The 22,516-nt window shown below is 53.1% G+C and carries 26 protein-coding genes and 5 tRNA genes; 6 read left to right on the top strand and 25 right to left on the bottom strand.

Going from position 1 to position 22,516, the window contains the following annotated elements; all coding sequences use genetic code 11:
* Positions 1 to 53: 53 nt before the first annotated feature.
* Complete coding sequence (locus ACIDEJ_RS04940; protein ID WP_411986978.1) at positions 54 to 686, top strand: glutathione S-transferase family protein; 633 nt, start codon at positions 54 to 56, stop codon at positions 684 to 686.
* 101 nt (positions 687 to 787) lie between these two features.
* Here the strand turns inward: ACIDEJ_RS04940 and ACIDEJ_RS04935 are convergent, their stop codons facing one another.
* From ACIDEJ_RS04935 to ACIDEJ_RS04890, 10 genes are all read right to left on the bottom strand, one after another.
* Complete coding sequence (locus tag ACIDEJ_RS04935) at positions 788 to 982, bottom strand: DUF2897 family protein (protein WP_411986977.1); 195 nt, start codon at positions 980 to 982, stop codon at positions 788 to 790.
* Positions 983 to 1,000: 18 nt separating this feature from the next.
* Entirely contained in the window at positions 1,001 to 1,735 is a 735-nt protein-coding gene (kdsB, locus tag ACIDEJ_RS04930; RefSeq protein ID WP_411986976.1) for a 3-deoxy-manno-octulosonate cytidylyltransferase, read from the bottom strand.
* Positions 1,736 to 2,030: 295 nt separating this feature from the next.
* Positions 2,031 to 2,630: a carbonate dehydratase gene (gene can, locus ACIDEJ_RS04925; protein WP_411986975.1), complete on the bottom strand. Its 600-nt coding sequence runs from the start codon at positions 2,628 to 2,630 to the stop codon at positions 2,031 to 2,033.
* A gap of 155 nt (positions 2,631 to 2,785) precedes the next feature.
* Complete coding sequence (locus ACIDEJ_RS04920; protein WP_411986974.1) at positions 2,786 to 3,505, bottom strand: M15 family metallopeptidase; 720 nt, start codon at positions 3,503 to 3,505, stop codon at positions 2,786 to 2,788.
* Positions 3,499 to 4,629, bottom strand: a complete 1,131-nt coding sequence (dapE, locus tag ACIDEJ_RS04915; protein ID WP_411986973.1) for a succinyl-diaminopimelate desuccinylase — start codon at positions 4,627 to 4,629, stop codon at positions 3,499 to 3,501. The genes ACIDEJ_RS04920 and dapE overlap by 7 nt, the downstream gene beginning before the upstream one ends.
* On the bottom strand, positions 4,626 to 4,985 hold the full coding sequence (locus tag ACIDEJ_RS04910) for an arsenate reductase (protein ID WP_411986972.1): 360 nt from the start codon (positions 4,983 to 4,985) through the stop codon (positions 4,626 to 4,628). The genes dapE and ACIDEJ_RS04910 overlap by 4 nt, the downstream gene beginning before the upstream one ends.
* Positions 4,986 to 5,090: 105 nt before the next feature.
* Positions 5,091 to 5,600, bottom strand: coding sequence for a PTS glucose transporter subunit IIA (crr, locus tag ACIDEJ_RS04905; protein ID WP_411986971.1), 510 nt, complete (start codon positions 5,598 to 5,600; stop codon positions 5,091 to 5,093).
* 85 nt (positions 5,601 to 5,685) lie between these two features.
* Positions 5,686 to 7,401 (bottom strand): phosphoenolpyruvate--protein phosphotransferase, encoded by a 1,716-nt coding sequence (gene ptsP, locus ACIDEJ_RS04900; RefSeq protein WP_411986970.1) that lies wholly within the window; start codon positions 7,399 to 7,401, stop codon positions 5,686 to 5,688.
* A 36-nt stretch (positions 7,402 to 7,437) separates the two neighbouring features.
* Positions 7,438 to 7,695, bottom strand: coding sequence for an HPr family phosphocarrier protein (locus ACIDEJ_RS04895; RefSeq protein WP_411987101.1), 258 nt, complete (start codon positions 7,693 to 7,695; stop codon positions 7,438 to 7,440).
* 334 nt (positions 7,696 to 8,029) lie between these two features.
* A complete protein-coding gene (locus ACIDEJ_RS04890) occupies positions 8,030 to 9,664 on the bottom strand; it encodes a methyl-accepting chemotaxis protein (protein ID WP_411986969.1) in 1,635 nt (544 codons plus the stop codon).
* Positions 9,665 to 9,921: 257 nt separating this feature from the next.
* On the opposite strand from ACIDEJ_RS04890, the gene ACIDEJ_RS04885 reads away from it, so the two are divergent.
* The 4 genes from ACIDEJ_RS04885 to ACIDEJ_RS04870 all read left to right on the top strand — a co-directional run bounded on the left by ACIDEJ_RS04885 (position 9,922) and on the right by ACIDEJ_RS04870 (position 12,945).
* Complete coding sequence (locus tag ACIDEJ_RS04885) at positions 9,922 to 10,575, top strand: DUF3334 family protein (RefSeq protein WP_411986968.1); 654 nt, start codon at positions 9,922 to 9,924, stop codon at positions 10,573 to 10,575.
* A 75-nt stretch (positions 10,576 to 10,650) separates the two neighbouring features.
* Complete coding sequence (locus ACIDEJ_RS04880) at positions 10,651 to 11,865, top strand: RsmB/NOP family class I SAM-dependent RNA methyltransferase (RefSeq protein ID WP_411986967.1); 1,215 nt, start codon at positions 10,651 to 10,653, stop codon at positions 11,863 to 11,865.
* Positions 11,866 to 11,985: 120 nt separating this feature from the next.
* On the top strand, positions 11,986 to 12,639 hold the full coding sequence (locus ACIDEJ_RS04875) for a LysE family translocator (RefSeq protein WP_411986966.1): 654 nt from the start codon (positions 11,986 to 11,988) through the stop codon (positions 12,637 to 12,639).
* Positions 12,640 to 12,666: 27 nt separating this feature from the next.
* Complete coding sequence (locus ACIDEJ_RS04870) at positions 12,667 to 12,945, top strand: peptidylprolyl isomerase (RefSeq protein ID WP_411986965.1); 279 nt, start codon at positions 12,667 to 12,669, stop codon at positions 12,943 to 12,945.
* A gap of 69 nt (positions 12,946 to 13,014) precedes the next feature.
* Here ACIDEJ_RS04870 and sodB read toward each other — a convergent pair whose 3' ends face one another.
* On the bottom strand, positions 13,015 to 13,596 hold the full coding sequence (gene sodB / locus ACIDEJ_RS04865; protein WP_411986964.1) for a superoxide dismutase [Fe]: 582 nt from the start codon (positions 13,594 to 13,596) through the stop codon (positions 13,015 to 13,017).
* A 219-nt stretch (positions 13,597 to 13,815) separates the two neighbouring features.
* Here sodB and ACIDEJ_RS04860 point away from each other — a divergent pair, with 219 nt between their 5' ends.
* Positions 13,816 to 14,151 carry a Grx4 family monothiol glutaredoxin gene (locus ACIDEJ_RS04860; RefSeq protein WP_411986963.1) on the top strand — a complete coding sequence of 112 codons (336 nt, stop codon included), beginning with the start codon at positions 13,816 to 13,818 and terminating at the stop codon, positions 14,149 to 14,151.
* Positions 14,152 to 14,263: 112 nt separating this feature from the next.
* On the opposite strand, the gene gloA is transcribed toward ACIDEJ_RS04860, so the two are convergent.
* The 14 genes from gloA to ACIDEJ_RS04790 all read right to left on the bottom strand — a co-directional run bounded on the left by gloA (position 14,264) and on the right by ACIDEJ_RS04790 (position 22,338).
* On the bottom strand, positions 14,264 to 14,674 hold the full coding sequence (gene gloA, locus ACIDEJ_RS04855) for a lactoylglutathione lyase (protein WP_411986962.1): 411 nt from the start codon (positions 14,672 to 14,674) through the stop codon (positions 14,264 to 14,266).
* Positions 14,675 to 14,824: 150 nt separating this feature from the next.
* A complete protein-coding gene (locus ACIDEJ_RS04850; RefSeq protein ID WP_411986961.1) occupies positions 14,825 to 14,968 on the bottom strand; it encodes a hypothetical protein in 144 nt (47 codons plus the stop codon).
* 42 nt (positions 14,969 to 15,010) lie between these two features.
* Positions 15,011 to 15,652 (bottom strand): endonuclease III, encoded by a 642-nt coding sequence (gene nth, locus ACIDEJ_RS04845; protein WP_411986960.1) that lies wholly within the window; start codon positions 15,650 to 15,652, stop codon positions 15,011 to 15,013.
* Positions 15,653 to 15,685: 33 nt separating this feature from the next.
* Complete coding sequence (locus ACIDEJ_RS04840; protein WP_411986959.1) at positions 15,686 to 16,381, bottom strand: electron transport complex subunit E; 696 nt, start codon at positions 16,379 to 16,381, stop codon at positions 15,686 to 15,688.
* Positions 16,378 to 17,010: an electron transport complex subunit RsxG gene (gene rsxG / locus ACIDEJ_RS04835; protein ID WP_411986958.1), complete on the bottom strand. Its 633-nt coding sequence runs from the start codon at positions 17,008 to 17,010 to the stop codon at positions 16,378 to 16,380. The genes ACIDEJ_RS04840 and rsxG overlap by 4 nt, the downstream gene beginning before the upstream one ends.
* A gap of 16 nt (positions 17,011 to 17,026) precedes the next feature.
* Positions 17,027 to 18,076, bottom strand: a complete 1,050-nt coding sequence (gene rsxD / locus ACIDEJ_RS04830; RefSeq protein ID WP_411986957.1) for an electron transport complex subunit RsxD — start codon at positions 18,074 to 18,076, stop codon at positions 17,027 to 17,029.
* Between the two features lies 1 nt (position 18,077).
* Positions 18,078 to 20,366, bottom strand: a complete 2,289-nt coding sequence (gene rsxC, locus ACIDEJ_RS04825) for an electron transport complex subunit RsxC (protein ID WP_459382710.1) — start codon at positions 20,364 to 20,366, stop codon at positions 18,078 to 18,080.
* Positions 20,341 to 20,883: an electron transport complex subunit RsxB gene (rsxB, locus tag ACIDEJ_RS04820; protein ID WP_411986955.1), complete on the bottom strand. Its 543-nt coding sequence runs from the start codon at positions 20,881 to 20,883 to the stop codon at positions 20,341 to 20,343. Before rsxB ends, rsxC begins: the two co-directional genes overlap by 26 nt.
* Positions 20,884 to 20,895: 12 nt before the next feature.
* Positions 20,896 to 21,474, bottom strand: coding sequence for an electron transport complex subunit RsxA (rsxA, locus tag ACIDEJ_RS04815; RefSeq protein WP_411986954.1), 579 nt, complete (start codon positions 21,472 to 21,474; stop codon positions 20,896 to 20,898).
* A gap of 372 nt (positions 21,475 to 21,846) precedes the next feature.
* Positions 21,847 to 21,922, bottom strand: a tRNA-Asn gene (locus ACIDEJ_RS04810).
* A gap of 21 nt (positions 21,923 to 21,943) precedes the next feature.
* Positions 21,944 to 22,019, bottom strand: a tRNA-Asn gene (locus ACIDEJ_RS04805).
* Between the two features lie 28 nt (positions 22,020 to 22,047).
* Positions 22,048 to 22,123 (bottom strand) — tRNA-Asn (locus ACIDEJ_RS04800).
* A gap of 22 nt (positions 22,124 to 22,145) precedes the next feature.
* A tRNA-Asn gene (locus ACIDEJ_RS04795) sits at positions 22,146 to 22,221 on the bottom strand.
* Positions 22,222 to 22,262: 41 nt separating this feature from the next.
* A tRNA-Asn gene (locus tag ACIDEJ_RS04790) sits at positions 22,263 to 22,338 on the bottom strand.
* Between the last annotated feature and the right edge of the window lie 178 nt (positions 22,339 to 22,516).

Here is a 22,516-nt window from a genome sequence, read left to right as displayed (position 1 = left end):
ACAGGGGAGATAGCGCAGAATAAAACCACTTTTCTCATTAAAGATCAGATTTTATGAAACTTATCGGCATGCTGGATTCACCATTTGTGCGCAGGGTTGCGGTGTCATTACAGTTATTGGGGATAAAGTTTGAACATCAGCCATTATCGGTATTTCACACTTTTGAAGCGTTTGCCCAGATTAACCCCGTGGTAAAGGCGCCCACCTTTATTTGTGATGATGGCACCGCCCTGATGGACTCCACATTGATTTTGCAATATGCCGCAGCGTTGGCGCCTGCCCGCAAGCTGTTGGCAACCGAGCCGTTAGCCCTGCAATATCAGCTGCAACTGCTGGGATTGGCGTTGGCGGCTTGTGAGAAAAGCGTGCAGCTGCTCCATGAAATTCAGCTAGGCGCGGAAGATAAACAACATGATGCCTGGCGCGCACGCGTCACAAATCAGTTATTGGCGGCTTATGACGAGCTGGAGCAACACCTTGCCCAGACCCCGCCGGCAATTAGCAGTGATAGCCTGGACTTGGCTACCGTTACCATTGCGGTTGCCTGGGATTTCACCTGTAAAAAATTGCCCCAATTGATGGACTCGAGCCATTTTCCGGCGCTGGCCCTGCTATCTTCCCAGGCCGAGTGCCTGCCGGAGTTTCAAAGTGCCCCCTTGGGTGACGGGGCGTGCGTTTGCGGGTAAATCGGCGTTGAAGTTGTTGCAAGACGGATGTGGCAGGCGTTGTGGCAAGGAGGCCTGGGCGCCTCCTTTATCGGGATGATGGCAGGGTAAGGGAAGGTAGGCTATTTATCGGCGCCCTTATCGCCTTTGGCATTGTCATCATCCTGGGTTGTAGAGGGGGATGATTTCCCTGACTTGTTTTTAGGGTGGCCAAAGGGTGGCAGTTTGAATTTACTGCTGTATTTCAGCACCGCCAGGTTACTGAATATCACGCCAATCACCAGCAATATGATGAGCCAAACTTCCCAGTCAGTCATAAAAATCACCCAAATTGTTTAGATGGACAGTAGTTGTTCACAACGCTGAATATCTTCCGGTACATCCACTTCTGGCGAATTGTCACTACTAATGGCCACCTTGATGGCATAGCCGTGTTCCAGTGCCCGTAATTGCTCCAGTTTTTCCAGACTTTCCAGCCGCCCCATGGGCAATTTGGCAAAATGTTCCACAAAGCGGCGGGTATAAGCGTATACCCCAATATGCTTGTAGACCGGATATTCGCTCACATCCCGTCCGAACGGAATGCAGGCGCGGGAAAAATACAGGGCAAAATGGCGGTTATCAAACACCACTTTCACATGTTGCGGATTGGTGAGATCGGCAGGATCAGTGATTTCATAGGCCAGTGTGGCCATTTCAAAGGCGCCTGGTTCATCTTTAAAAAGGGCGGCCAACTGCTCAATGGAACGGGGATTGATTAATGGCTGATCGCCCTGCACGTTAATCACCACGTCATCTTCTGCCAAATCAAGCTGGGCGATGGCTTCATTGATGCGATCCGTACCGGATGCCGCATTGGCAGAGGTCATGATCACCTGCCCGCCAAACCCTTCCACGGTTTGTCTGATACGCTCATCGTCCGTGGCAACATAGATATTATCCAGCCCTTGAGCCAGTTTTGCCTGTTCGTATACACGCTGGATCATGGGCTTGCCGTTAATCAGTGCCAAGGGTTTTCCGGCAAAGCGGCTGGAGCCATAGCGTGCTGGTATCAACAGGGTAACATTCATTGGGTTTACCTATAAGTAAAGAGGCGCCCATCACGGACGTCGAATTTTGCTAGAGTGTAATGCTTTTGTGCGGCGGATGCGATGGCCACCATCACACGGTAGCCGCACTGGGAAAGCCTGCAGGTGAATCATTATACCTGTGGGCGCAGGCAACTGCGAGAAGGGGTTACAACCGTGGGTTGCCACCACACAAGCGGCGAAGGGGAGGGAGAAGCATCATGTCGATGCATCACCCCGGAAGGCACATGCCCTTTGAGCTGAATGGCACGGCGCTAATGCCGCTGTATCCGTGGACTCAGTCGTTGCCGTCAATGGTCACGTTAAGGTCGGTCAACAAGCCGTTTTCAATGCTGTATAACCAGCCATGAACCGCCAGTTCCTGTCCCCGTTCCCAGGCATCCTGTACGATGGAGGTACTGACAACGTTAGCCACCTGTTCAATCACGTTCAGCTCGCATAAGCGGTCATAACGAGCCTGTTCATCCAGAGCATCCAGCTCTTGTCGGTGCAGGCGGTAAATATCGCGGATATGCCCCAGCCAGTTATCAATCAGTCCCTGTCGCTGGGTGGACATCGAGGCCTTGACGCCACCGCAGCCATAGTGGCCCACGACCATGATGTGTTTCACTTTCAGTACATCAACCGCATATTGGATAACGGACAAACAGTTGAGATCGGTATGGATCACCAAATTGGCAATATTGCGATGCACAAACACTTCACCCGGCATCAGGTCAATGATTTGGTTTGACGGCACCCGGCTGTCGGCGCAGCCAATCCATAAAAACTCGGGGGTTTGCTGTTTGGCCAGCGCTTCAAAAAAATGGGGCTTTTCTTCATTGATCCGTTCCGCCCAGCGGCGGTTATTGTCAAACAGGGGTTTCAGTAATCTCATGGGTATTGTTGGCTCTTGTTGAATTCAGGACTCCGTGTCCTTTTATGTAAGTGATAGTAACAGAAGCGTTAACACGGCTGGTCTATCCATTGCCTGCTGTTTTACCCGTCCGGGAGATGGGGTGACAGGGGATAAGGTCGTGAGAGTGGAGGCCATTAGCTGCTGTTGGATGTTGGTGCTGTCGGCGCAGGCGCCACGGTGAACACGTAACGCTTTACCAGCGCGGGCAACTGCTCAAGGATGACGGCTTTAAGGCAGATGTCGCTTGCGGCCAGCAGCGTTTCGAGGTGCTGGAGGCGGTAGCGCTTTAATCGTTGCTCGGCGACAGGATGGTAACTGTAGTGCCATAATTCTGCGCTGGTGCCGCTAAGACCCGCTTGAAAAGGCCGGAAAAACCCAAAGCGCTGGGCATGGGCACTTAACCATTGATGCATGGCAAAGCACGGGCCCCCGGGCTGGTATTCATGATTGACTAACTGTAATTGGGCACGCTGAAGTTGACTGTTATCAAATAAATCGATATCAGTTCCCCAATGGTGACGTGATGTTCCAGGTAATGCTGACCATAACAAGATGGTTTGCAGCAATTCATTTGGTGGTAATTGCCGGATATCGGCTATAGGCTCGGCATTGGCATTCAGCAGGGGCCTTTCGCCACGCGCCTTGCCGTTCCAAATGTGTAATTGTCGCTGGAAGCTGCGATGGGCAGAAGCCACTTCCAGCACAATGCCGTCATGTCGTGCCGCCATTTGCATTTTACTGAAGGCCTGTGCTGTAGCGGCCTCCAGTAAAAACGTGTGTTTATCGCCGCTCTGGTATGGCACCAGTGCCGTATCGTCCAGGCCATAGAGCATGGCATCCGGCAGGTTTAGCACAGCAGTTTTTCCAGGATGCGTTGATAGCATTGGGCCAATAATTCCAAATCGGCCACATTCACGCATTCGTTGACTTTATGAATGGTGGCGTTCACCGGCCCCAGTTCCAGCACCTGCGCGCCGGTGGGAGCAATGAAGCGGCCATCAGAGGTGCCACCGGACGTTTGCGGATCGGTTTGTATACCGGTGGTTTCCAAAATGGCGGCCTGGGTGGCTTCCAGCAGTGGCCCCTTGTCGGTAAGAAACGGCTGGCCGTTGAATATCCAGCTCAGCTCATAATCCAGGCCGTGCACATCCAGTATGTGCTGCACCCGGTCAATCAATATCTCAGCAGTCACTTCCGTGGAGTAGCGGAAATTGAACATGACCTGCAGCTCCCCGGGGATCACGTTGGAAGCGCCGGTGCCGCCATTGATATTGGCGATTTGAAAACTGGTGGGCGGGAAGAAGGCATTGCCGTTATCCCACTGCATGGCGGCAAGCTCGGCAAGGGCCGGAGCCGCGTTATGAATGGGGTTATCCGCCAGATGGGGATAGGCGACATGTCCCTGGATCCCCTTGACGGTGAGATTGCCGGTCAAGCTGCCCCGCCGGCCGTTTTTGACCACATCGCCCAGTTTGCGGGTACTGGAAGGCTCGCCCACCAATGCCCAGGTGATTTTTTCCTGACGGGCTTCCAGTGTATCAATCACACGGGTGGTGCCGTTGATGAATGGCCCCTCTTCATCACTGGTGATCAAAAAGGCGATGGAGCCAGAATGATCCGGATGGGCCGTCACAAAACGCTCCGTGGCAACCACCATGGCGGCCAATGAGCCCTTCATATCGGCGGCGCCGCGTCCGTGAAGATAGCCATCAATCACGGTGGGCTCGAAAGGGGGGGTGTGCCAGCGGTTGGCATCGCCCACCGGCACCACGTCGGTATGGCCGGCAAAGCAAAACACCGGGCCACTGTTTCCCCTGCGTGACCAAAGATTGGTGGTGTCATCAAACACCATCACCTCGTTGGTAAAGCCAAGCTTTGCCAGGCGTTCTGCCAGTAATGGTTGGCAACCTTCATCCAAAGGCGTGATGGAAGGGCGACTGATTAACTGCTGCGCCAGTGTTAATACTTCATTGCTCATAGGCCAAACCACTCCCGATATGCGGCTTCATTAAACCCGGCCATGACGTTGTCGCCTTGCTGCAACACCGGGCGTTTAATCAGCGTGGTGTTGGCAAGCATGAGTTGTTTGGCTTTGTGGGCATCCAGGTGTTGCTTGTCGGCATCGGCCAGCGCCCGGTAACTGGTGGAGCGTTTGTTTAGCAGCGCTTCCCAGCCGATGGCGGCAATCCAGCCATCGAGCACGGCTTCTGGTAGGGGTTGCTGCCGATAATCAAAAAATACCACCGGAAGTTGATGGGCATCTAACCATTTCAGCGTTTTTTTTACGGTGTCACATACCTTGGGAGATATGCCATAAAGTGTGGTTGTCATCATGTTCAGAAGCGGATGTTGACCGGCATGTTGCTGCCGGTGAGTATAAGAAATTGTGATAAAGATCACCAGTAGTGGGGCAGCGGAAATCCGTCTGTCAATAACAGGTCAGAGCTCTACGGTAAAGATGACATCCTTGCCGGCGGTGACACTGCCCTGGCGTTTTTCCAAAAAGCGCACGTCTTCCATATTGGCCAATACCACAGGCGTGAGCAAACTGTTGACCTGGCCTTGCAGGTAATCCAGATCAAACTCCAGCACATGATCGCCGGCTTTCACCTGCTGGCCTTCTTGCGCCAGACGTTTAAAGCCCTTGCCGCGCAACTCAATGGTGCCCACCCCAAAGTGGACAAACAGTTCCAGCCCGTGGGGCGACTCAATGCTAAAGGCATGATTGGTTTCAAAAATTTTTCCGATTGTGCCATCAATGGGGGCCAGCATGTATTGCCCGGCGGGCATGATGGCAATGCCGTCTCCCACGATTTTTTCGGAAAACACCACATCCGGTACTTTTTCAATGGGGACGATATCGCCAGAGATGGGCGCGTAAACTTTAATCCCGCCTTCAATATTGGGTTGACCTGAAACCAGGCGCCGGATGCGGCTTAAAAATCCCATGGATTAACTGTCCTTAATCAGACTTGATATTATAGTTGCTTCCTGACGTACCACTTTTAGGAAGAGATTGTCTTAGCATACTGAATTAGCGCGGTATATGACAACCAGATAACAGGTTTTCCAGTTCAGAAATCCGTTGGCATTGCAGTGCTTGTTGCGCCTTTTTAAAAAAGTCAGTGAATTTCCCTTCGCAAATTGTGGCCTTGATCTCCAGCAGCGCCGCTGCGTTGGCACTTAACTCGTCAAATCCCATGCCCATCAACAGCGGAGCAATGCAGGGATCGCTGGCCAGCTCACCGCACAGGGAGGTTCTCACTCCGTGTTGTTTGGCGGCCTGCAGGGTTTGTGCAATCAGTTGCAATACCGCCGGGCAAAAGGCCGGATAACTGGCCGTGAGCTGCGGATTGCCGCGATCGGCTGCCAGGGTATATTGGGCCAGATCGTTGGTGCCAATACTGATGAAATTCAGGCGGGGCAGCATGCTGTGAAGGGTTACCACGGCTGCGGGCGTTTCCACCACAATGCCGTATTGGGGATCGGCAAAGGGTTTATTTTCCTGTTGTAATTGCTGGCGGCACAGCTCGATTTCAACAAATAACTCGTCAAGCTCTTCCGGTTGGCTGACCATGGGAAACATCAGCCTTACGGGGCCAAAGGCCGCCGCTCGCAGCACGGCTCGCAGTTGGGTGTGCAACACCTCTTTATGACGCAGGGTATAGCGTAACCCCCGTAGCCCCAAAGCCGGGTTGTCTTCCGGTACCTGTTGGCTGATGCAGGCAAACTCCTTGTCGGCGCCCACATCCAGGGTACGGATGGTGAGGCTTTTGCCGTTGATGAGCTGCAGCGCCTCACAGTACAACTTGAACTGGGTTTTTTCATCCGGCATGGCCACTGCGTCCATCAGCATGAACTCTGTACGGAACAGGCCAACGCCTTCCGCACCGGATTGGGGCAGCCTGGCCACATCGTTGAGATTGCCCACATTGGCCATCAGGGTGAGATGATGACCGTCTTGGGTGGTACAGGGCCTGTCCCGGTAACGGGACAGGGCGTCACGCCGGCGTTGGTCTGCGGCCAGTTGCTGCTGCAGTGCTGCCAATTCGGTGGCATTGGGCTCCACATATAACAAGCCGTGGTAACCGTCCAGAAACAGCTCTGTGCCTTGGGTTATCTGGCTGGCGTCAAAATCGCAGGAAAGCAGCGCCGGGATCCCGGCCGCGCGGGCCAGGATCGCCGTATGGCTGGTAATGCCACCGGTTCTTAATACAATCCCCTTGATATGCTCCAGCGGCAGCAGGGCGAATTCTGCCGGGGTGAGATCTTCCGCCAAAAGGATGCTGTCGTGTTGCAGGCGCTGCAGTTGTTCTCCGCCATTGCCGTTAATGGTGGCTATCAGGCGTTTTGAGAGGCTAAGGACATCTTGGGCCCGGCGTGCCAGGTAAGGATCATCCAGCGCTTCCATCTCGCTGGCCTGGTGAAAAAACACCCGTTGTACGGCAGCGCCGGCAGACAATTGCAGGGTATTGATGGAGTTGCTGATTTGCGTTAGCAGCTCGTTATCTTCCAGCAGCAGCAAATCGGCTTCCACCAGCTGATAGTTAGCCGAATCCGCAGCCAGGGAGGACAGGCTGTGCTGCAATTTGTTACACAGTTTTTCCACCGCGCGGCGGGCCTTGGCCTGCTCAACAGGAATGCTGGACAGGGGCAACAAGCGATAATCGAGACTGTTATCCAGAGGCTCGAATAAAATGGCTTTGCCCTGGGCAATTCCTGAGGATACAGCGATTCCTTTCATATCCATTGGCTTGTCCTTAGTGCTGAATGTGGCTGCTAAGTGTTAGTTGAGCGTATTGAGCAAATCGGCAATACGGTTTACCGCTTGTTCTGCCTGATCGCCCTGGGCAAAAATCCGCACATGGGAGCCGTGGTACAGCCCCAACGTTTGCAATTTGAACAAGCTTTTGGCACTGGCTTGTTTCCCCTGGCATTCCACAATGACATCACAGAGAAACTGTTTGGCTTCTTTCACCAACAATGCCGCCGGTCGGGTGTGAATACCATGAGGGGCGGTGATGGTAACGGTTTTTTCATACATAGACTTCTGACTCATGTTGTAACGAACGGCCGTTATCAGGCGCTAGCATGCCCCAGGGCGCAGTCATATTCAATGATCTGACGACTTTTTATACATCATCCTTGTGGGTGAGTCTTGTCCGATGCATCACGAATTGGCTGTGGCCGGCCACGGGTGGTTGCCAGTGCGGTGGAAAACGGCATCAATGGCGTTTGGCGCCATGGGATAACCGGCATACAGGGTGTTGATGATAGCGCGTTATCCTGATTGGAACACAAATCCCTCCGCTACTTTACCACATCATGATGCAATGCGGGCAACGGAGGGCGCATGTCAATTGTGACGGGCAAGGCTGTCAGGTGCGAAACTGCCCCAGCGCGGTTGCCATCTGTTCGCTGATATCCCCCATGTTGGTGGCGGCCTGGCGGTTGCTGACATTGGCTTGCAGTGACACTTCCGTCAATGCCGAAATATTGTTGACGTTGCGGTTTATCTCTTCGGTCACCGATGATTGCTCTTCCGTGGCACTGGCCAGTTGGGTGTTCATATCGGAAATGGCCGCCACCAATTGCAAAATCTCCTCCATGGCGGTGTTGGCGTTTTGTGCATGTTGCTGCAGTTGCTGTGACTGTTTTTGGGTGTTCTGGTTACTGAGCATCACGCCATCAACGCCGCCCTGAATATCGGCAATGATGTGATGGATTTCATTGGTGGATTCCTGGGTGCGGTTTGCCAGCGCCCGCACTTCATCGGCCACTACGGCAAATCCCCGGCCATGACTGCCGGCCCTGGCCGCTTCAATGGCCGCATTGAGCGCCAGCAGGTTGGTTTGATCGGCAATGGCGTGGATCACTTCCAGAATGTTGCCGATTTTCTGTGATGCCTGGCCTAATGCCAGCGTCAGTTGCGCGGCGGATTGCAGCTCATCTGCCAGGGCATGGCAGCCACTGAGGGTCTGCGCCATGGTGCTCTTGCCAGACAGGGCTTGTTGTTTTACCCGCATGGCCGCATCAGCGGCTTGTTGGGTGTTGCTGGCCATTTCCCGGGTGGTACTCAACATCTGGTTAATGGCCGTGGCCACGCTGGCAATCTCTTTATGGACATGATCGGCGCTTTGGTTGGACTCCTGAACGGCATTCATCAGCTGGCCGGCATCCGTGTTGAGTGCTTGTCCCAGCGGTGTCATTTGCTGCAGCGCGCCGGCAATCTTGGCCACAAAATCATTAAAGGCCCGGGCCAGCTGAGCGACCTCGTCTTTTCCTGTGCTTTGCAGCCGTTGGCGCAGGTCGCCGTCACCCTTGGCAATGTCCCGCATGGCACGGATTGCGTCATTGATGGGATGGGTAATGGATTGGTTCAGCACCAAAAAGAAAGCAAAAATCGGCAGGGATATCCCCAGCATGATCACCAGATAATGCAGCGATACGGTTTTCATGGTGGCGTTAATGTCGCTGACATACGAGCCGGTTAACAGGCTCCAGCCCCAGAGCGGATCGTGGCGGGCTTCGGTCAGTTTTTGCTCATCCTGCCCGGTGGCGGGATTATGGTAACGGTAGGTCAGCGTGGCGGAACCGGCTGCCTTGGCTTTTTGCAGTAACTGCACAAAAGGGCGCTGGCCGTCGGCAGTTTGCAGGGCGGCAATGGCGGTGCCCACCAGCTTTGGATTCTGGTTGTCAGAAAGGATGGTGCCATCACTGCCAACGACAATGTAATAACCGTCATCGCTAAAGCGCATGTTATCAAACAGATGCAATATTTGTTGCTGGGCCTGAGCTTGTGAAAGCTGTCCGGCCTGTACCTGCAGCCGCTGGGCTTTAATCAGCGACAGGCCGCTGTTCAGCAGGGCATCATTTTGCGCCCATTTCTGAATAATCAGGTTATCGTACTGTTCTTTAATGGAAAAACTGGCAAAGCAGAGCGTGCCAATGGCTGCCATGACCAACATCAGGATCAAACGTTGCAGAATAGTCAACTGCCGCAACAGATTCATGGTTTATCCTTTTTATTTTATATTTCCGCAGGTTGCGCCGAATATAGCGTAAATGAGCAATCATTTGAAAATATTTTGCGGCGGGTTTCCACAATTGTTAAGCAGGCGTATTTTTTGCTGATTGGTAACGGACAGGGCGCCAAATTATTTTGCTTTTGGCAAATTTGCCAGCTTAGAATTAACGCTATTCTTATCGCTAATCCTTTCTCTGGGGATAATGGCTGCCATATCCCGGACACACAGCAGGAGCGTTGCATATGCAACCATCACAAGTGATCAATTCGGACGATATTCTGTTGAAGTTATGTCGCTCCGTCTCGCAAATTTTATCAACCACCACTGCCAGCCATATCGGCCATGCCGGTATGGTTCAACGGATTGGGCAAACACGGTTGCGTCCTGACCTTGGCTGTTTTTCCATTTTTGATGGCGGTTTCTCCGGGCTGGTGGTGATTAATTTTTCAGCGGGTGCCGCCATGGAGATCTATCGCCGATATTTGCTGAGTATGGGCATGCCGGAAGAGGAGCTGGCCATCAAGTACACGTCCGATGAAGTGGCCAATGTGATGGGTGAGCTGATGAACCAGATGCTGGGGCATTTTATCAATCTGGTGTCCAAGGAGCTGCAGACCTCCATCAGTCAGAGCCAGCCGAAAATGCTGACGATTAACCGGGAACTGACACTGTCCATAGATGCCAATCTGGATGAGCCCATTGCCAGACGGGTGAGTTTCCGTACCGAAAACAACAATATCTTTTATCTGGAATTTGCCATGGACAATACGGATTTTATCGGGCTTGAAACCGTAGCAGAGGAAGAGGATCTGGACCCGGATGACATTCTGGCGCTGCACGGCAGCGGTCATCATGATGACGTGACTGAAGATCTGTTTGATAAACTCGGTATTTAATCCACTGTTTCCGGGCTTGCCAAGGCCCGGACATCCCCCTATGATCCCCCGGTTTTTGCTGCCGAGAGCCCGTTTATGTCCCATCTTCCCCTTAGTGTTGCTGCCTGTGAACTGACAGCGCAGATCATTCAAGACGTCATTTGCAATAACACCTCGCTGGACAGAAGTTATTCAAAGCATTTTTCTGGGCAGAAACTGACCGCCAGCCAACAGGGACAGATTAATCGGGTGGTGGGCGACATTATCCGCCGGCTGAATTTTTATTGTGCGTTGGCCGATGTGCCGCTTGATGGCGCCGGAGAGCAGGCAGCAATGCTGGTAATGGCCTGGCACGGTGAACATCAGCTCACAATGCCCCATGGCCATCAAGGGGTGGTCATTAATGGGGAGATGCTCTCTGCCCGTCTGGCAGCTGTCAATCAGCTACCCCGGTTACGGGACGGCTGCCCAGAGTGGCTGGACACCCTCGGCAGTGATTTGTTGGGTGAACAATGGCCTGCAGAAAGAGCCGCCTTGGCCACCGTGCCCAAACGCTATCTGCGGACCAATTTGCTAAAGTGCGAACGGCAACAACTGCACACCCGCCTGAGCAAAGAAGGCGTGCCAACCCAATGTGTGCCCGGCGTGGACACGGCGCTGGAGGTGATCTCGGATGCGGCGCTATTTCGCACGGCAGCCTTCAAGGATGGCTGGTTTGAGCAGCAGGATGCCGGCTCGCAACAGGTTGCCGATGCGCTGGATGTGGCCCCCGGCATGCGGGTGATTGATGCCTGTGCCGGTGCTGGCGGTAAAACTTTGCACCTGGCCGCTAAAATGCAGGGCCGCGGACGCCTGTTGGCCATGGATGTGGAGCAGTGGAAACTGGATAACTTAAAAGAGCGTGCCCGCAGGGCCGGGGCGCACAATGTGGAAACCCGGTTAATCAGCTCCAGTAAAACCATTAAGCGGTTGAAACTGTCGGCTGACCGTTTATTGCTGGATGTGCCCTGTTCAGGGCTGGGGGTGCTAAAACGCAAACCCGATACCAAATGGCGGGACATGCCCAGCCGCTTGCCGCTGTTACAGCAGTTGCAGGCACAGATCCTGGATAGCTACAGCCGCATGCTAAAAGTGCAGGGCATTTTGGTTTACGCCACTTGCTCCATCATGCCCGATGAAAACCGCTATCAGGTGGACAGGTTTTTGGCGGATCACCCCAATTTTGCCTTGCTGGAAGATGATACCATCAGCCCGGCCAAGCACGGTTTTGACGGCTTTTATCTGGCAAAATTGCAGCGCATGGCCGAGTAACGGGGGATAACCGGCGCCGTGACAACAATATTGGCGCCGCCATCTCAGCCCATGCTGGTCATGGCGGGGATTTTTCAGTTACACTGAGTCTCCCTGTCGCTTATTTAATCATTTTGTTTCATGTCTTGGATCTCTTTATTGTTGACCCTGGGGGCAGCCCATATTGCGGCGCTGATTGTTCCCGGGCCGGATTTTGCGTTGATGTTACGGGCCAGCGTGGTTGGCGGTCGGCGCTATGCTTTCTTTCTGGCACTGGGGCTGGCGTCCGCCATCATGCTGCATACCGGTATCGTGACTTTTGCCGCCACCATACTGCAACAATGGTTGCCAGGGCTAATGCTGTGGTTACCCTGGCTTGCGGCCATTTGGCTGGGGTATTTGGGCTACGGTTGCATCAAAGGCGCATCCTCTGCCGCAGGTGCTACTGCTGAAGTGGTGAGTGCCAAAAAAACCGTGGTGTATTCCCGCCGTAACGGCTGGTGGACCGGCTTTGCCACCAATGCCCTCAATCCCAAGGCTTATGTGTATTTTTTCAGCGTGATTGCCGGCATGTTGCCCCAGCATAGCCCGTTACAGTTCAAGCTGGCGGTGGTGGCACTGTTTTTCACGTTGGCACTGATGTGGTTTGCCTTTCTTGGTTGGGCGTTGAACATTCCCAGAATGAGCCGCTGGTTACAACGCAATAATCGGGGCATTTTATTATTTAGCGGTGTTGTGCTGTTGCTGTTTGCTTCCCTGTTGTTACTGCAGGGGTATCAGCGGTTGACGGCTTAGCATTCAATGTAAAAAAGAGGAGTTGTTATGGCTAGAGCCGGTGCCCGCCATATTCTGGTAAAAACCCGCGAGGAAGCGGAGAAATTAAAACAGCGTCTGGAAAAGGGTGAGGATTTTGCCCAGCTTGCCAAACGCTATTCGTTGTGTCCCTCAAAAAAACAGGGGGGAGATCTGGGGGAATTTGGCCCGGGGCAAATGGTGAAAGCCTTTGATGACGTGGTGTTTAAAAAACCGGTGCTGACAATCCATGGGCCGGTAAAAACCCGTTTTGGCTTTCATCTTATACAGACGTTGTATCGCAACTGATGCCGAATATTCTCGTATCAATGAAAAAGGAGCCTACAAGGCTCCTTTTTTGCTGGTTGACGCTAATGATTAAGCGGCAAAATTCTTGTTCACGAATTCCCAGTTCACCAGTTCCCAGAAGTGGGCCAGATAGTTGGGGCGTGCGTTGCGGTAATCGATGTAATAGGCGTGTTCCCATACATCCACAGTCAGCAGTGGTGTCACATCATCGGTGATGGGGCAGCCGGCGTTGGAGGTGTTCTGGAGGGCCAGAGTACCGTCAGCTTTTTTCACCAGCCAGGTCCAGCCTGAACCAAAGTTGCCGGTAGCACTTTTGGTGAACTCTTCTTTGAAGGCTTCAAAAGAGCCGAAAGCCTTGTTGATGGCTTCAGCAACAGCGCCGGTAGCAGCACCGCCAGCGTTGGGTGCCAGGCAGTTCCAGTAAAAGGTGTGGTTCCATACCTGGGCCGCATTGTTGAATACGCCACCGGTGGAAGACTTGATGATGGCTTCCAGAGACTTGCTTTCGTCTTCGGTGCCGGCAATCAGTTTATTCAGGTTAACCACGTAAGTGTTGTGGTGTTTACCGTGGTGGTATTCGAGGGTTTCCTGGGAAATATGGGGTTCCAATGCGTCTTTTGCATAAGGTAATGCAGGTAATTCGAAAGCCATTGTTATCTCTCCATTGACTTGGTTTATCATTCTTGAACATGCTCACTGGCGTCTATTGTACTGATAAAATTTGTGAAGTGCATCATTGTTCAAGTTAAAAATACAGGTTGTTTTGCATTAGAAAATGTGTAAGTAAAAACCTTACATTTAGTATGTTTTTGTTATTGTGATGTGTGACGTACAATAGGAAATTATTTGCACCATTACTCAGGAATAAAAATGGATACCGTTGAAAAAATCAAACAACAAATTGCTGAAAATCCCATCATTGTGTACATGAAAGGCTCGCCCAAACTGCCAAGCTGCGGGTTTTCTTCCCAGGTTGCACAAATCATGATCAATATGGGCGAGCAGTTTGCGTTTGTGGATATTTTGCAACATCCGGATATTCGTGCAGAATTGCCTAAATATGCCAACTGGCCAACCTTCCCGCAATTGTGGGTGGAAGGCGAACTGATTGGCGGTTGTGATATCGTGACCGAAATGTACCAGAAGGGTGAATTGCAAACCCTTATCAAAGCCACTGCCGACAAGTATCGTCAGGATGAAGCGTAAGCCCTTGGTGATAATGTAAAAATAAAAGCCGCAATGCCAATGTGCTTGATTTGGCGTTTGCGGCTTTTGTGTTGCTGCCCCGCCCAGTCGTCAATGGATGGGCCGGCGGGTATCAGCCCAAGCCTTTTTCCGCCGAACTCATCTGGATCAATTCAATCTTGTAGCCGTCAGGGTCTTCCACAAAGGCAATTTCCGTGCTACCGCCGGCCACAGGGCCTGGCGCCCGGGTGATTTTGCCGCCTGCAGCCGCAATCGCCTCACAACGGGCATAGATATCGTTCTCCCCAATGGCGATATGGCCAAATGCGTTGCCCATGTCATATTGCTCGGTGCCCCAGTTATAGGTCAGTTCGATGACGGCAGCCCCTTTGCTTTCTTCATCAAAACCCACAAAGGCCAAGCTGTATTGATACTGGGGGTTTTCTGACTGACGTAACAATTTCATCCCCATCACCTGGGTATAAAACGCAATGCTGCGCTCCAGGTTGCCTACGCGGATCATTGTGTGTAAAACTTGCGACATACGTACCTCTTACGCTTTGGTGTTTTGGGCTGGAAGCCAATGCAACAGTGTGACTTATCTGCTTGCATTAGAGCCTAAATGTTTGATAGGTCACATATTGTGTAATACAGCATTGAAATTGCCGCTGTATTACCAATAATGAACCCAATACTAACTCAGGGAGATAATAATGGCGACAGAATTGAAAATGGCGTTGGGAGCAACTTGTGTCATTGCATTGGTTTTTATGGCGATGATTTCGCAAATGTTCTGAGGGTATTCCCGATAACGGGGGGTGTTGCACCCGTTACTCATTGAGCCGCCGTTTAGGCGGCTTTCTTATGGGTGGTCAGAATCTCATGATTCTGGGTACACCTTCTCCTTGAATTCGCACAGATCTTCAATGACACAGCTGCCACAGCGGGGTTTTCTGGCAATGCAGGTATAGCGGCCATGAAGAATTAACCAGTGGTGCACATCCACCTTGAATTCAGCCGGTACCACTTTTAACAGTTTTTCCTCCACCTGCTGCACGTTTTTGCCCACGGCAAATTTGGTGCGGTTACTGACCCGGAAAATATGGGTGTCAACGGCAATGGTGGGCCAGCCAAAGGCGGTATTGAGCACCACATTGGCGGTTTTGCGGCCCACTCCCGGCAGGGATTCCAGTGCCGCGCGGTCTTCCGGAACCTGTCCCTGGTAGTTATCCAGCAATTGTTGTGACAGGGCCACCACGTTTACCGCTTTGTTATTATACAAGCCAATGGTTTTTATGTAGTGTTTCAAACCTTCCACGCCCAGGGCCACAATGGCTTGGGGCGTATTGGCCACCGGGAACAGTTTGGCGGTGGCCTTATTGACACTTACATCCGTTGCCTGGGCTGACAGCGTCACTGCCACCAGCAGCTCAAACGGGCTGCTGTAATGCAGTTCAGTGGTGGGATGGGGGTTGTTGTCCCGCAGTCTTTTGAGTATTTCCAGTCGTTTTGCGTTATTCACAGTGATCCCTGCCGGTGTAAAACAATCACCGGGTTAATTAACGTGAGTCACCCGTGCCCGTTGCACTGTGGCGGTGGTGGTTTGCGGTTTGCGCGCCGCCAGTGTCCGGTCGATGACGTTTTTCAAGGCAATCAACAAGCCCACGCCAAAAAAGGCGCCGGGGGGCAGCATGGCCAGCAAAAACGGGGTGTCTACTTGCCAGATTTCCACCCGCAGCCCGGTGGCCCAGGCGCCCAGTAGCTGATCGGCGCCATCAAATAACGTGCCTTGCCCTAACAGTTCACGCATGGCACCGAGTAGCATCAATACCAGGGTAAATCCCAGTCCCATCATTAAGCCGTCGAAGGCGGATGCCAGTGGAGTGTTGCGCGAAGCAAAGGCTTCGGCGCGACCAATGATGACGCAGTTGGTGACAATCAGCGGCAGGAATATCCCCAGCGACAGATACAAACCGTAGGCGTAGGCATTAACCAGCAGCTGCACGGCGGTGACCAGTGCGGCAATAATCATCACGTACACCGGAATGCGGATCTCTTTGGGGACAAAATCCCGCACCAGCGATACCAATACGTTGGAGCCTATCAGAACGGCCATGGTGGCAATGCCCAAGCCGATGGCGTTGGTCAGGGTGGCAGTTACCGCCAGCAAGGGGCAGAGCCCCAAGAGTTGGACCAGCCCGGGGTTGTTTTTCCACAATCCTTGCCAGGCTATTTCACGATATTGACTCATTGTTGCGCCTCACAATTCAACGGTTGCTGATAAATCTCTGCCTGATGTGCCATGAAGTAATGTAACGCCGTGCGCAGCGCTTTGCTGTAGGCCCGGGGGGTAATGGTGGCACCGGTAAACTGATCAATCTCCCCGCCATCTTTTTTCACGAACCAGGATTTGTCATCCTCCGGATTGAAAAATTTGCCGCTAAAGCGGTTTACCCAGTCGGATTTGCGGCCGTCAATCTTGTCTCCAAGTCCGGGAGTTTCCTGGTGAGACAAGGTCTGAACGCCGAGCACCGTGCCGTCGTTGCGCACCCCCACTATCAGTTTGATGGCACCATTGTAACCATCGGGGGCTATCACCTCCATGGCCAGCGCTACCGGGCGTTGGTTTTTAAGGGCCACATAAGCCGGCAACGGGGCCGCTGTGCCCAAGTCAGCGGCTTGCAACTGGATGCAGGTTTGCGCCAGTTCATTGTCATGAAGGGCATCCGGAATGATTTGATGCAGCACTTTCATCAGCTGCAATCGTTGCTGCTCGGCAATGGTGTCTTGGGTGAGCCCGTTGACCGCCGCCACCAGCAAGGTACAGATCAGTGCAAACAGCCCCAGCAGCAGACCATTTTTCAACATTGTATTGTGCAAGAGGATCTCCTTTGGGTTAACCGCGTTGATGGCCGTATGTGCGGGGCTTAATGTAGTAATCAATCAGCGGTACGCAGATGTTGGCAAGGAGTACTGCAAAAGCAAAGGCGTCCGGATAACCGCCATAACTGCGAATGAGATATACCAACACACCGATGATGGCACCAAACAGCAGCCGGCCTTTATTGCTGGTGGCTGCGGTCACCGGATCTGTGGCAATGAAAAAGGCTCCCACCATGGTGGCGCCGGAAAACAGGTGCAGCAGCGGACTGACATGGGTTTGCGGCGCAAATGCCCAGGCAATAAGGGCGCATGTGAACAGGGCCCCTAAAACACCTGTGGAAATTTGCCAGCGGATAAGCTTTAACCGCAACATGAGCAAACCGCCTGCCAGATAAGCCAGATTCACCCACAACCAGCCCTTTCCGGCCCATTCATTGAAAATGGGTTTTTGCAGGCTGTCATGGGTGGTTAATCCCATGTGCAGATCGGTTTTGAGGGTATCGAGCGGCGTTGCCATGGTGGTGCCATCAACGCTCAAACGGAATGTCTCCGCCACGGAAATCTGATTGCCGCTAAAAATGATGTGCAGGCTTTCCATCAGGCCGGGGGTGTGCTGCGCTGCCGTTACCGGTGCCACCCAACTGGTCATCTGTACCGGAAAGGCAATCAGCAGCAGTACATAAGCTGCCATGGCCGGATTGAACAGGTTCTGTCCCAAACCGCCGTAGAGCTGCTTGACCATGACAATGGCAAAACAGGTGCCGATGAGGATCAGCCACCAAGGCGCCAAGGGGGGAATGGCAACCCCCAGTAAAAATGCGGTAAGCAGCGCGCTGTTGTCGCTGATCACCGGCATGACTGGCCGTTGTCGCAAGCGCATGATGAGGGCTTCACACAAAAGTGCCACCAGCATTGCCAGTGCGACCTGGATGAGGGTTCCCCAGCCAAAAAAGGCGCACTGTACAACCAGTGCGGGCAGTGCGCATAACAGCACCCGCTGCATGACCGTGTCGGTGCGCAGTTGACGACTAAGATGGGGGGATGAGGCAAGTTTAAATGCCATGTTAATGATTCTCCTGCTCGCGGGCGCGCTCACGGGCTTTTTGTTTGGCTTTGGCAACGGCGGCGGCTATGCGCGCCTGTTTGTCTGCGGCTTCATTCAAGGCTGCAGGTTCATTGCCTGTTGCGGGCGCTGATGGCGCAGCAGCCGTGGCCGCGGGCAAAGGCTGGTCAGTTGCGGCGGCGTTATCCTGTGGCGCCTGAGTGGTCTGAGCGGCTTTTTTCGCTTTTGCTTTGGCAACGGCGGCGGCTATGCGCGCCTTTTTGTCTGCGGCGTCATTCAAGGCTGCAGGTTCATTGCCTGTTGCGGGCGCTGATGGCGCAGCAGCCGTGGCCGCGGGCAAGGGCTGGTCGGTTGCGGCGGTGTTATCCTGTGGTGCCTGAGTGGTCTGGGCGGCTTTTTTCGCTTTGGCTTTGGCAACAGCAGCGGCTATGCGCGCCTGTTTATCCGTTGCTGGGGTTGGCGCCGGGGTGTTGGTATCGGTTGCCATAGTTGATGACACGACAGCAACGCTATCGGCAGTTGTTTGTGCTGCCGCTTTTTTGGCTTTGGCCCTGGCAATGGCGGCGGCCACGGCCGCTTTTTTATCCGATGCTTGTGGGGCGCTGCTCTCGCGGTCAACCGCTGTTGCCGCTGCTTTTTTCGCCTTGGCGCGGGCAATGGCATCAGCTACGGCGGCTTTTTTATCTGTAGCCGTATTTGTAGCTGCACTTGTTGTGGCCGCCGCCTTTTTGGCTTTGACTCGGGCCAGGGCTGCCGCTACCGCGTCCTTTTCTCCGTCGTTCATGGCCGCTTTACGTTTTTCAGCCGCTTCCCGGGCTTTGGCTTCCCGGGCCAGCTTTTCTTGTTCCAATCGCTCATGACGGGCTTCAAAGCGGATTTTGGCGTGTTCGGCATGGCGTTTTTCATCACGGTTTTTGCGAATGGCCGCTTTGGCCACCCGGTAGTATTCCACCAGAGGAATGTCCGATGGACACACATAACTGCAACAGCCACATTCAATGCAATCCTGCAGGTGGAACTGCTCGGCTTTATCGTACTCTTGGGCTTTGGCATGCCAATACAGCTGCTGTGGCAACAGGGAGGCAGGGCATACCTGGGCGCATTCGCCGCAGCGAATGCAGGCACGTTCCTGGCTCACGGGCGCCAGTTCACTGCGTTGGGGCAGCAGCAAGCAGTTGGTGCCTTTCAGTAAGGGAACATCCACCTCGGGCAGGGTATAGCCCATCATGGGGCCACCAACAATCACTTGGTTGTTGGCAACGGCGTCAAACCCCGTGTGTTGCAAAATGTGCCGTACCGGTGTCCCGATGGGCACCCAATAGTTGCCGGGTTTTTGGGTGTTTTGTCCGGTGACGGTCACCACCCGCTCCAGTAGCGGCAAACCGTTATGCACCGCCTGGTAGATGGCATAGGCGGTGCCCACGTTCTGTACCACCATTCCCAGATGGGCCGGAATGGCGCCGGATGGCACTTCTTCGCCGGTAAGGATTTGAATTAACTGTTTTTCACCGCCAGAAGGGTATTTGGTGGGGATCACCTGTACCCGGCACATCTCAGGGGGGATGTCAGAGGCATTCAGTGCCGCGCCCATGGCGTTAATGGCCTGGGGCTTATTGTCTTCAATGGCGATGATAATCTGTTGTGGATTGAGCAACTGCCGGATGATGGACATGCCACGTACAATGTCGCTGGCATGTTCTTGCATCAACAGATCATCCGCGGTGATATAGGGTTCACACTCCACGCCGTTGATGATCAGCAGGCGCACGTCTCCTGCGGGATTGAGTTTGATATGGGTGGGAAACATGGCGCCGCCCATACCGGCAATGCCCGCTTCGCGGATTTGCTGCAAGAGCTGTTCACGGCTGGGCTGTGGCACTGCCAGGGGCTCAAACGGAACAGACTGGTGACGGCCGTCTGCTTGCAACACACAGGTCAGCACCGGCAATCCGGAGGGATGATTGCTGGGCAGTGGCTCAATGGCCACAATGGTGCCGGATGTGGGGGCATGCACCGCCAGATACATGGCGGCAATGCCTCGGGTGAGGCTTTGGCCCCGCAGGACATGCTCTCCCACTTTTACGGTCAGTACCGCGGTTTCACCCACCTGGGGCACGGGCAGCAGGTATTCCTCTGCCAGTGGCAATGTTTGAATGGCACGGCCATTAGAGCGCTGTTTTAGTTGGGGCGGATGGATCCCGCCGGTCAAGGGCCAGAGTCGGGTTGGCTCAGTGAATGCAGATTGACTCAATAGAAAAATCCTCTTACAGCGTTTTGACCGGAATAGCATTGAGTTTCCAGTCCCAGGTGCGCAGTTCCTGCTGCACCGGTACCATTTCAATACAATCTACGGGACAGGGCTCCACACACAAATCGCATCCGGTGCAAGCACTGGTCAGTACGGTATGCATCAGTTTGCCGGCGCCAATAATGGCATCCACCGGGCATGCTTGAATGCATTTGGTGCAGCCAATGCACTCCTCTTCACGGATAAACGCCACTTTTTTCACCTGGGTTTCCGCCGACGCGGTCAAAGGCTCAGGCTCTACGCCCATCAAGTCGGCCAGTTTTTCCATGGTGGCCGTGCCTCCCGGGGGGCAACGATTGATTTTTTCACCATTGGCAATGGCTTCGGCATAAGGGCGACATCCGGGATAACCACACTGACCACATTGTGTTTGTGGCAGCAGGGATTCAATTTGATCCACAATGGGGTTGCCTTCCACCTTGAATTTTTCTGCGGCAAAACCCAACACCACACCAAACACCACCGCCAGCAGTGTTAACAAAATGACAGCTATCAGCATTGGTCTCTCACTTTATTTAACCAGGCCGGTAAAGCCCATGAAGGCTAACGACATAAGCCCGGCGGTAATCATCGCAATGGCACCGCCACGAAAAGGAAGGGGAACATCCGCGGCCGCCAAGCGTTCACGCATGGCTGAAAACAGGATCAACACCAGCGAAAATCCCAGCGCCGCCCCAAAGCCATATACCGCGGACTCCATGAAGTTGTGCTGCTCATTCACGTTCAGCAGCGCCACCCCGAGCACGGCACAGTTGGTGGTAATAAGCGGCAGGTAAATGCCCAGTGCCCGGTACAGGGTAGCGGAGGTTTTTTGTACCACCATTTCAGTGAACTGCACGACAACGGCAATCACCAGAATGAAGGCCATGGTACGCAGGTAGCTTAACTCGAAAGGTTGCAACAGATACTGGTTGACCAGATAACTGAGGATGGAGGCCAGAGTGAGCACAAAGGTGGTCGCCATCGACATGCCAATGGCAGATTCCAGCTTGCTCGAAACCCCCATGAAAGGGCAGAGCCCGAGGAATTTTACCAGGACAAAATTGTTGACCAGCACTGTGCCGACCAGCAACAGCAGATAATCACTCATCATATTCACGGTATTACAATCAATTGGCACATTATCGGTGTTTCAGGCGTTATTAACAACACATGAAAAACAGGGATTAATCCGCTGGCAGGGTGTAAGGCTCCAGGGATAGCGCACTTAACAGGCAAACGCACCGGGCGCGGCGACGTATGTGAGCAAAGATATCCCGTAAAATCCAGATACTGGAGTGTAAAGCGGAAGATGAATCACAACTCTGCCATTGCCTTTGAGTCTTTCAAGAGGAGAAGACATACAAGCGGAAACACATGGCTGATTATGGCAATGTTTTAGGACTTTCCAGCCGCGACAGGATAAAGGCAAAAATAAGCAAAGTGAAAAGGGGATGGGAAACAGAATGTGTCAACGACAGAGTGGCTCCCCTGACTGGATTCGAACCAGTGACATACGGATTAACAGTCCGCCGTTCTACCGACTGAACTACAGGGGAACAGATATGCATGGATGAAATTGGCTCCCCTGACTGGATTCGAACCAGTGACATACGGATTAACAGTCCGCCGTTCTACCGACTGAACTACAGGGGAACAATCACCCACATTCATGACGTTGAAATGGCTCCCCTGACTGGATTCGAACCAGTGACATACGGATTAACAGTCCGCCGTTCTACCGACTGAACTACAGGGGAACAAATTTTCAATGGTGCTATGTGGCTCCCCTGACTGGATTCGAACCAGTGACATACGGATTAACAGTCCGCCGTTCTACCGACTGAACTACAGGGGAATTACACAGAACCTATCATATTGCAGATAGTGTCTTCAAATTGGCTCCCCTGACTGGATTCGAACCAGTGACATACGGATTAACAGTCCGCCGTTCTACCGACTGAACTACAGGGGAATCGCAGAGTGCGTCTCTGAAGACGGAGCGCATAGTAAATCGCTCCGGGGGTGGAGTCAACTCGGCATGACAAAAAAAGTGTTATTCCTAGGCCAATTGCTTATCTAATGTGCACGAGGCTAAATAATTGTACTAAAAAGCCAGATAATGCTTAAAAAATAACAGCTAACATGGCGGC

The organism is Shewanella mytili (assembly GCF_046765975.1).
GTDB classification, from domain to species: Bacteria; Pseudomonadota; Gammaproteobacteria; order Enterobacterales; family Shewanellaceae; genus Shewanella; species Shewanella mytili.
The sequence above is the reverse complement of the archived record's forward strand: the minus strand, read 5'-3'. Positions and strand labels throughout refer to the sequence as shown.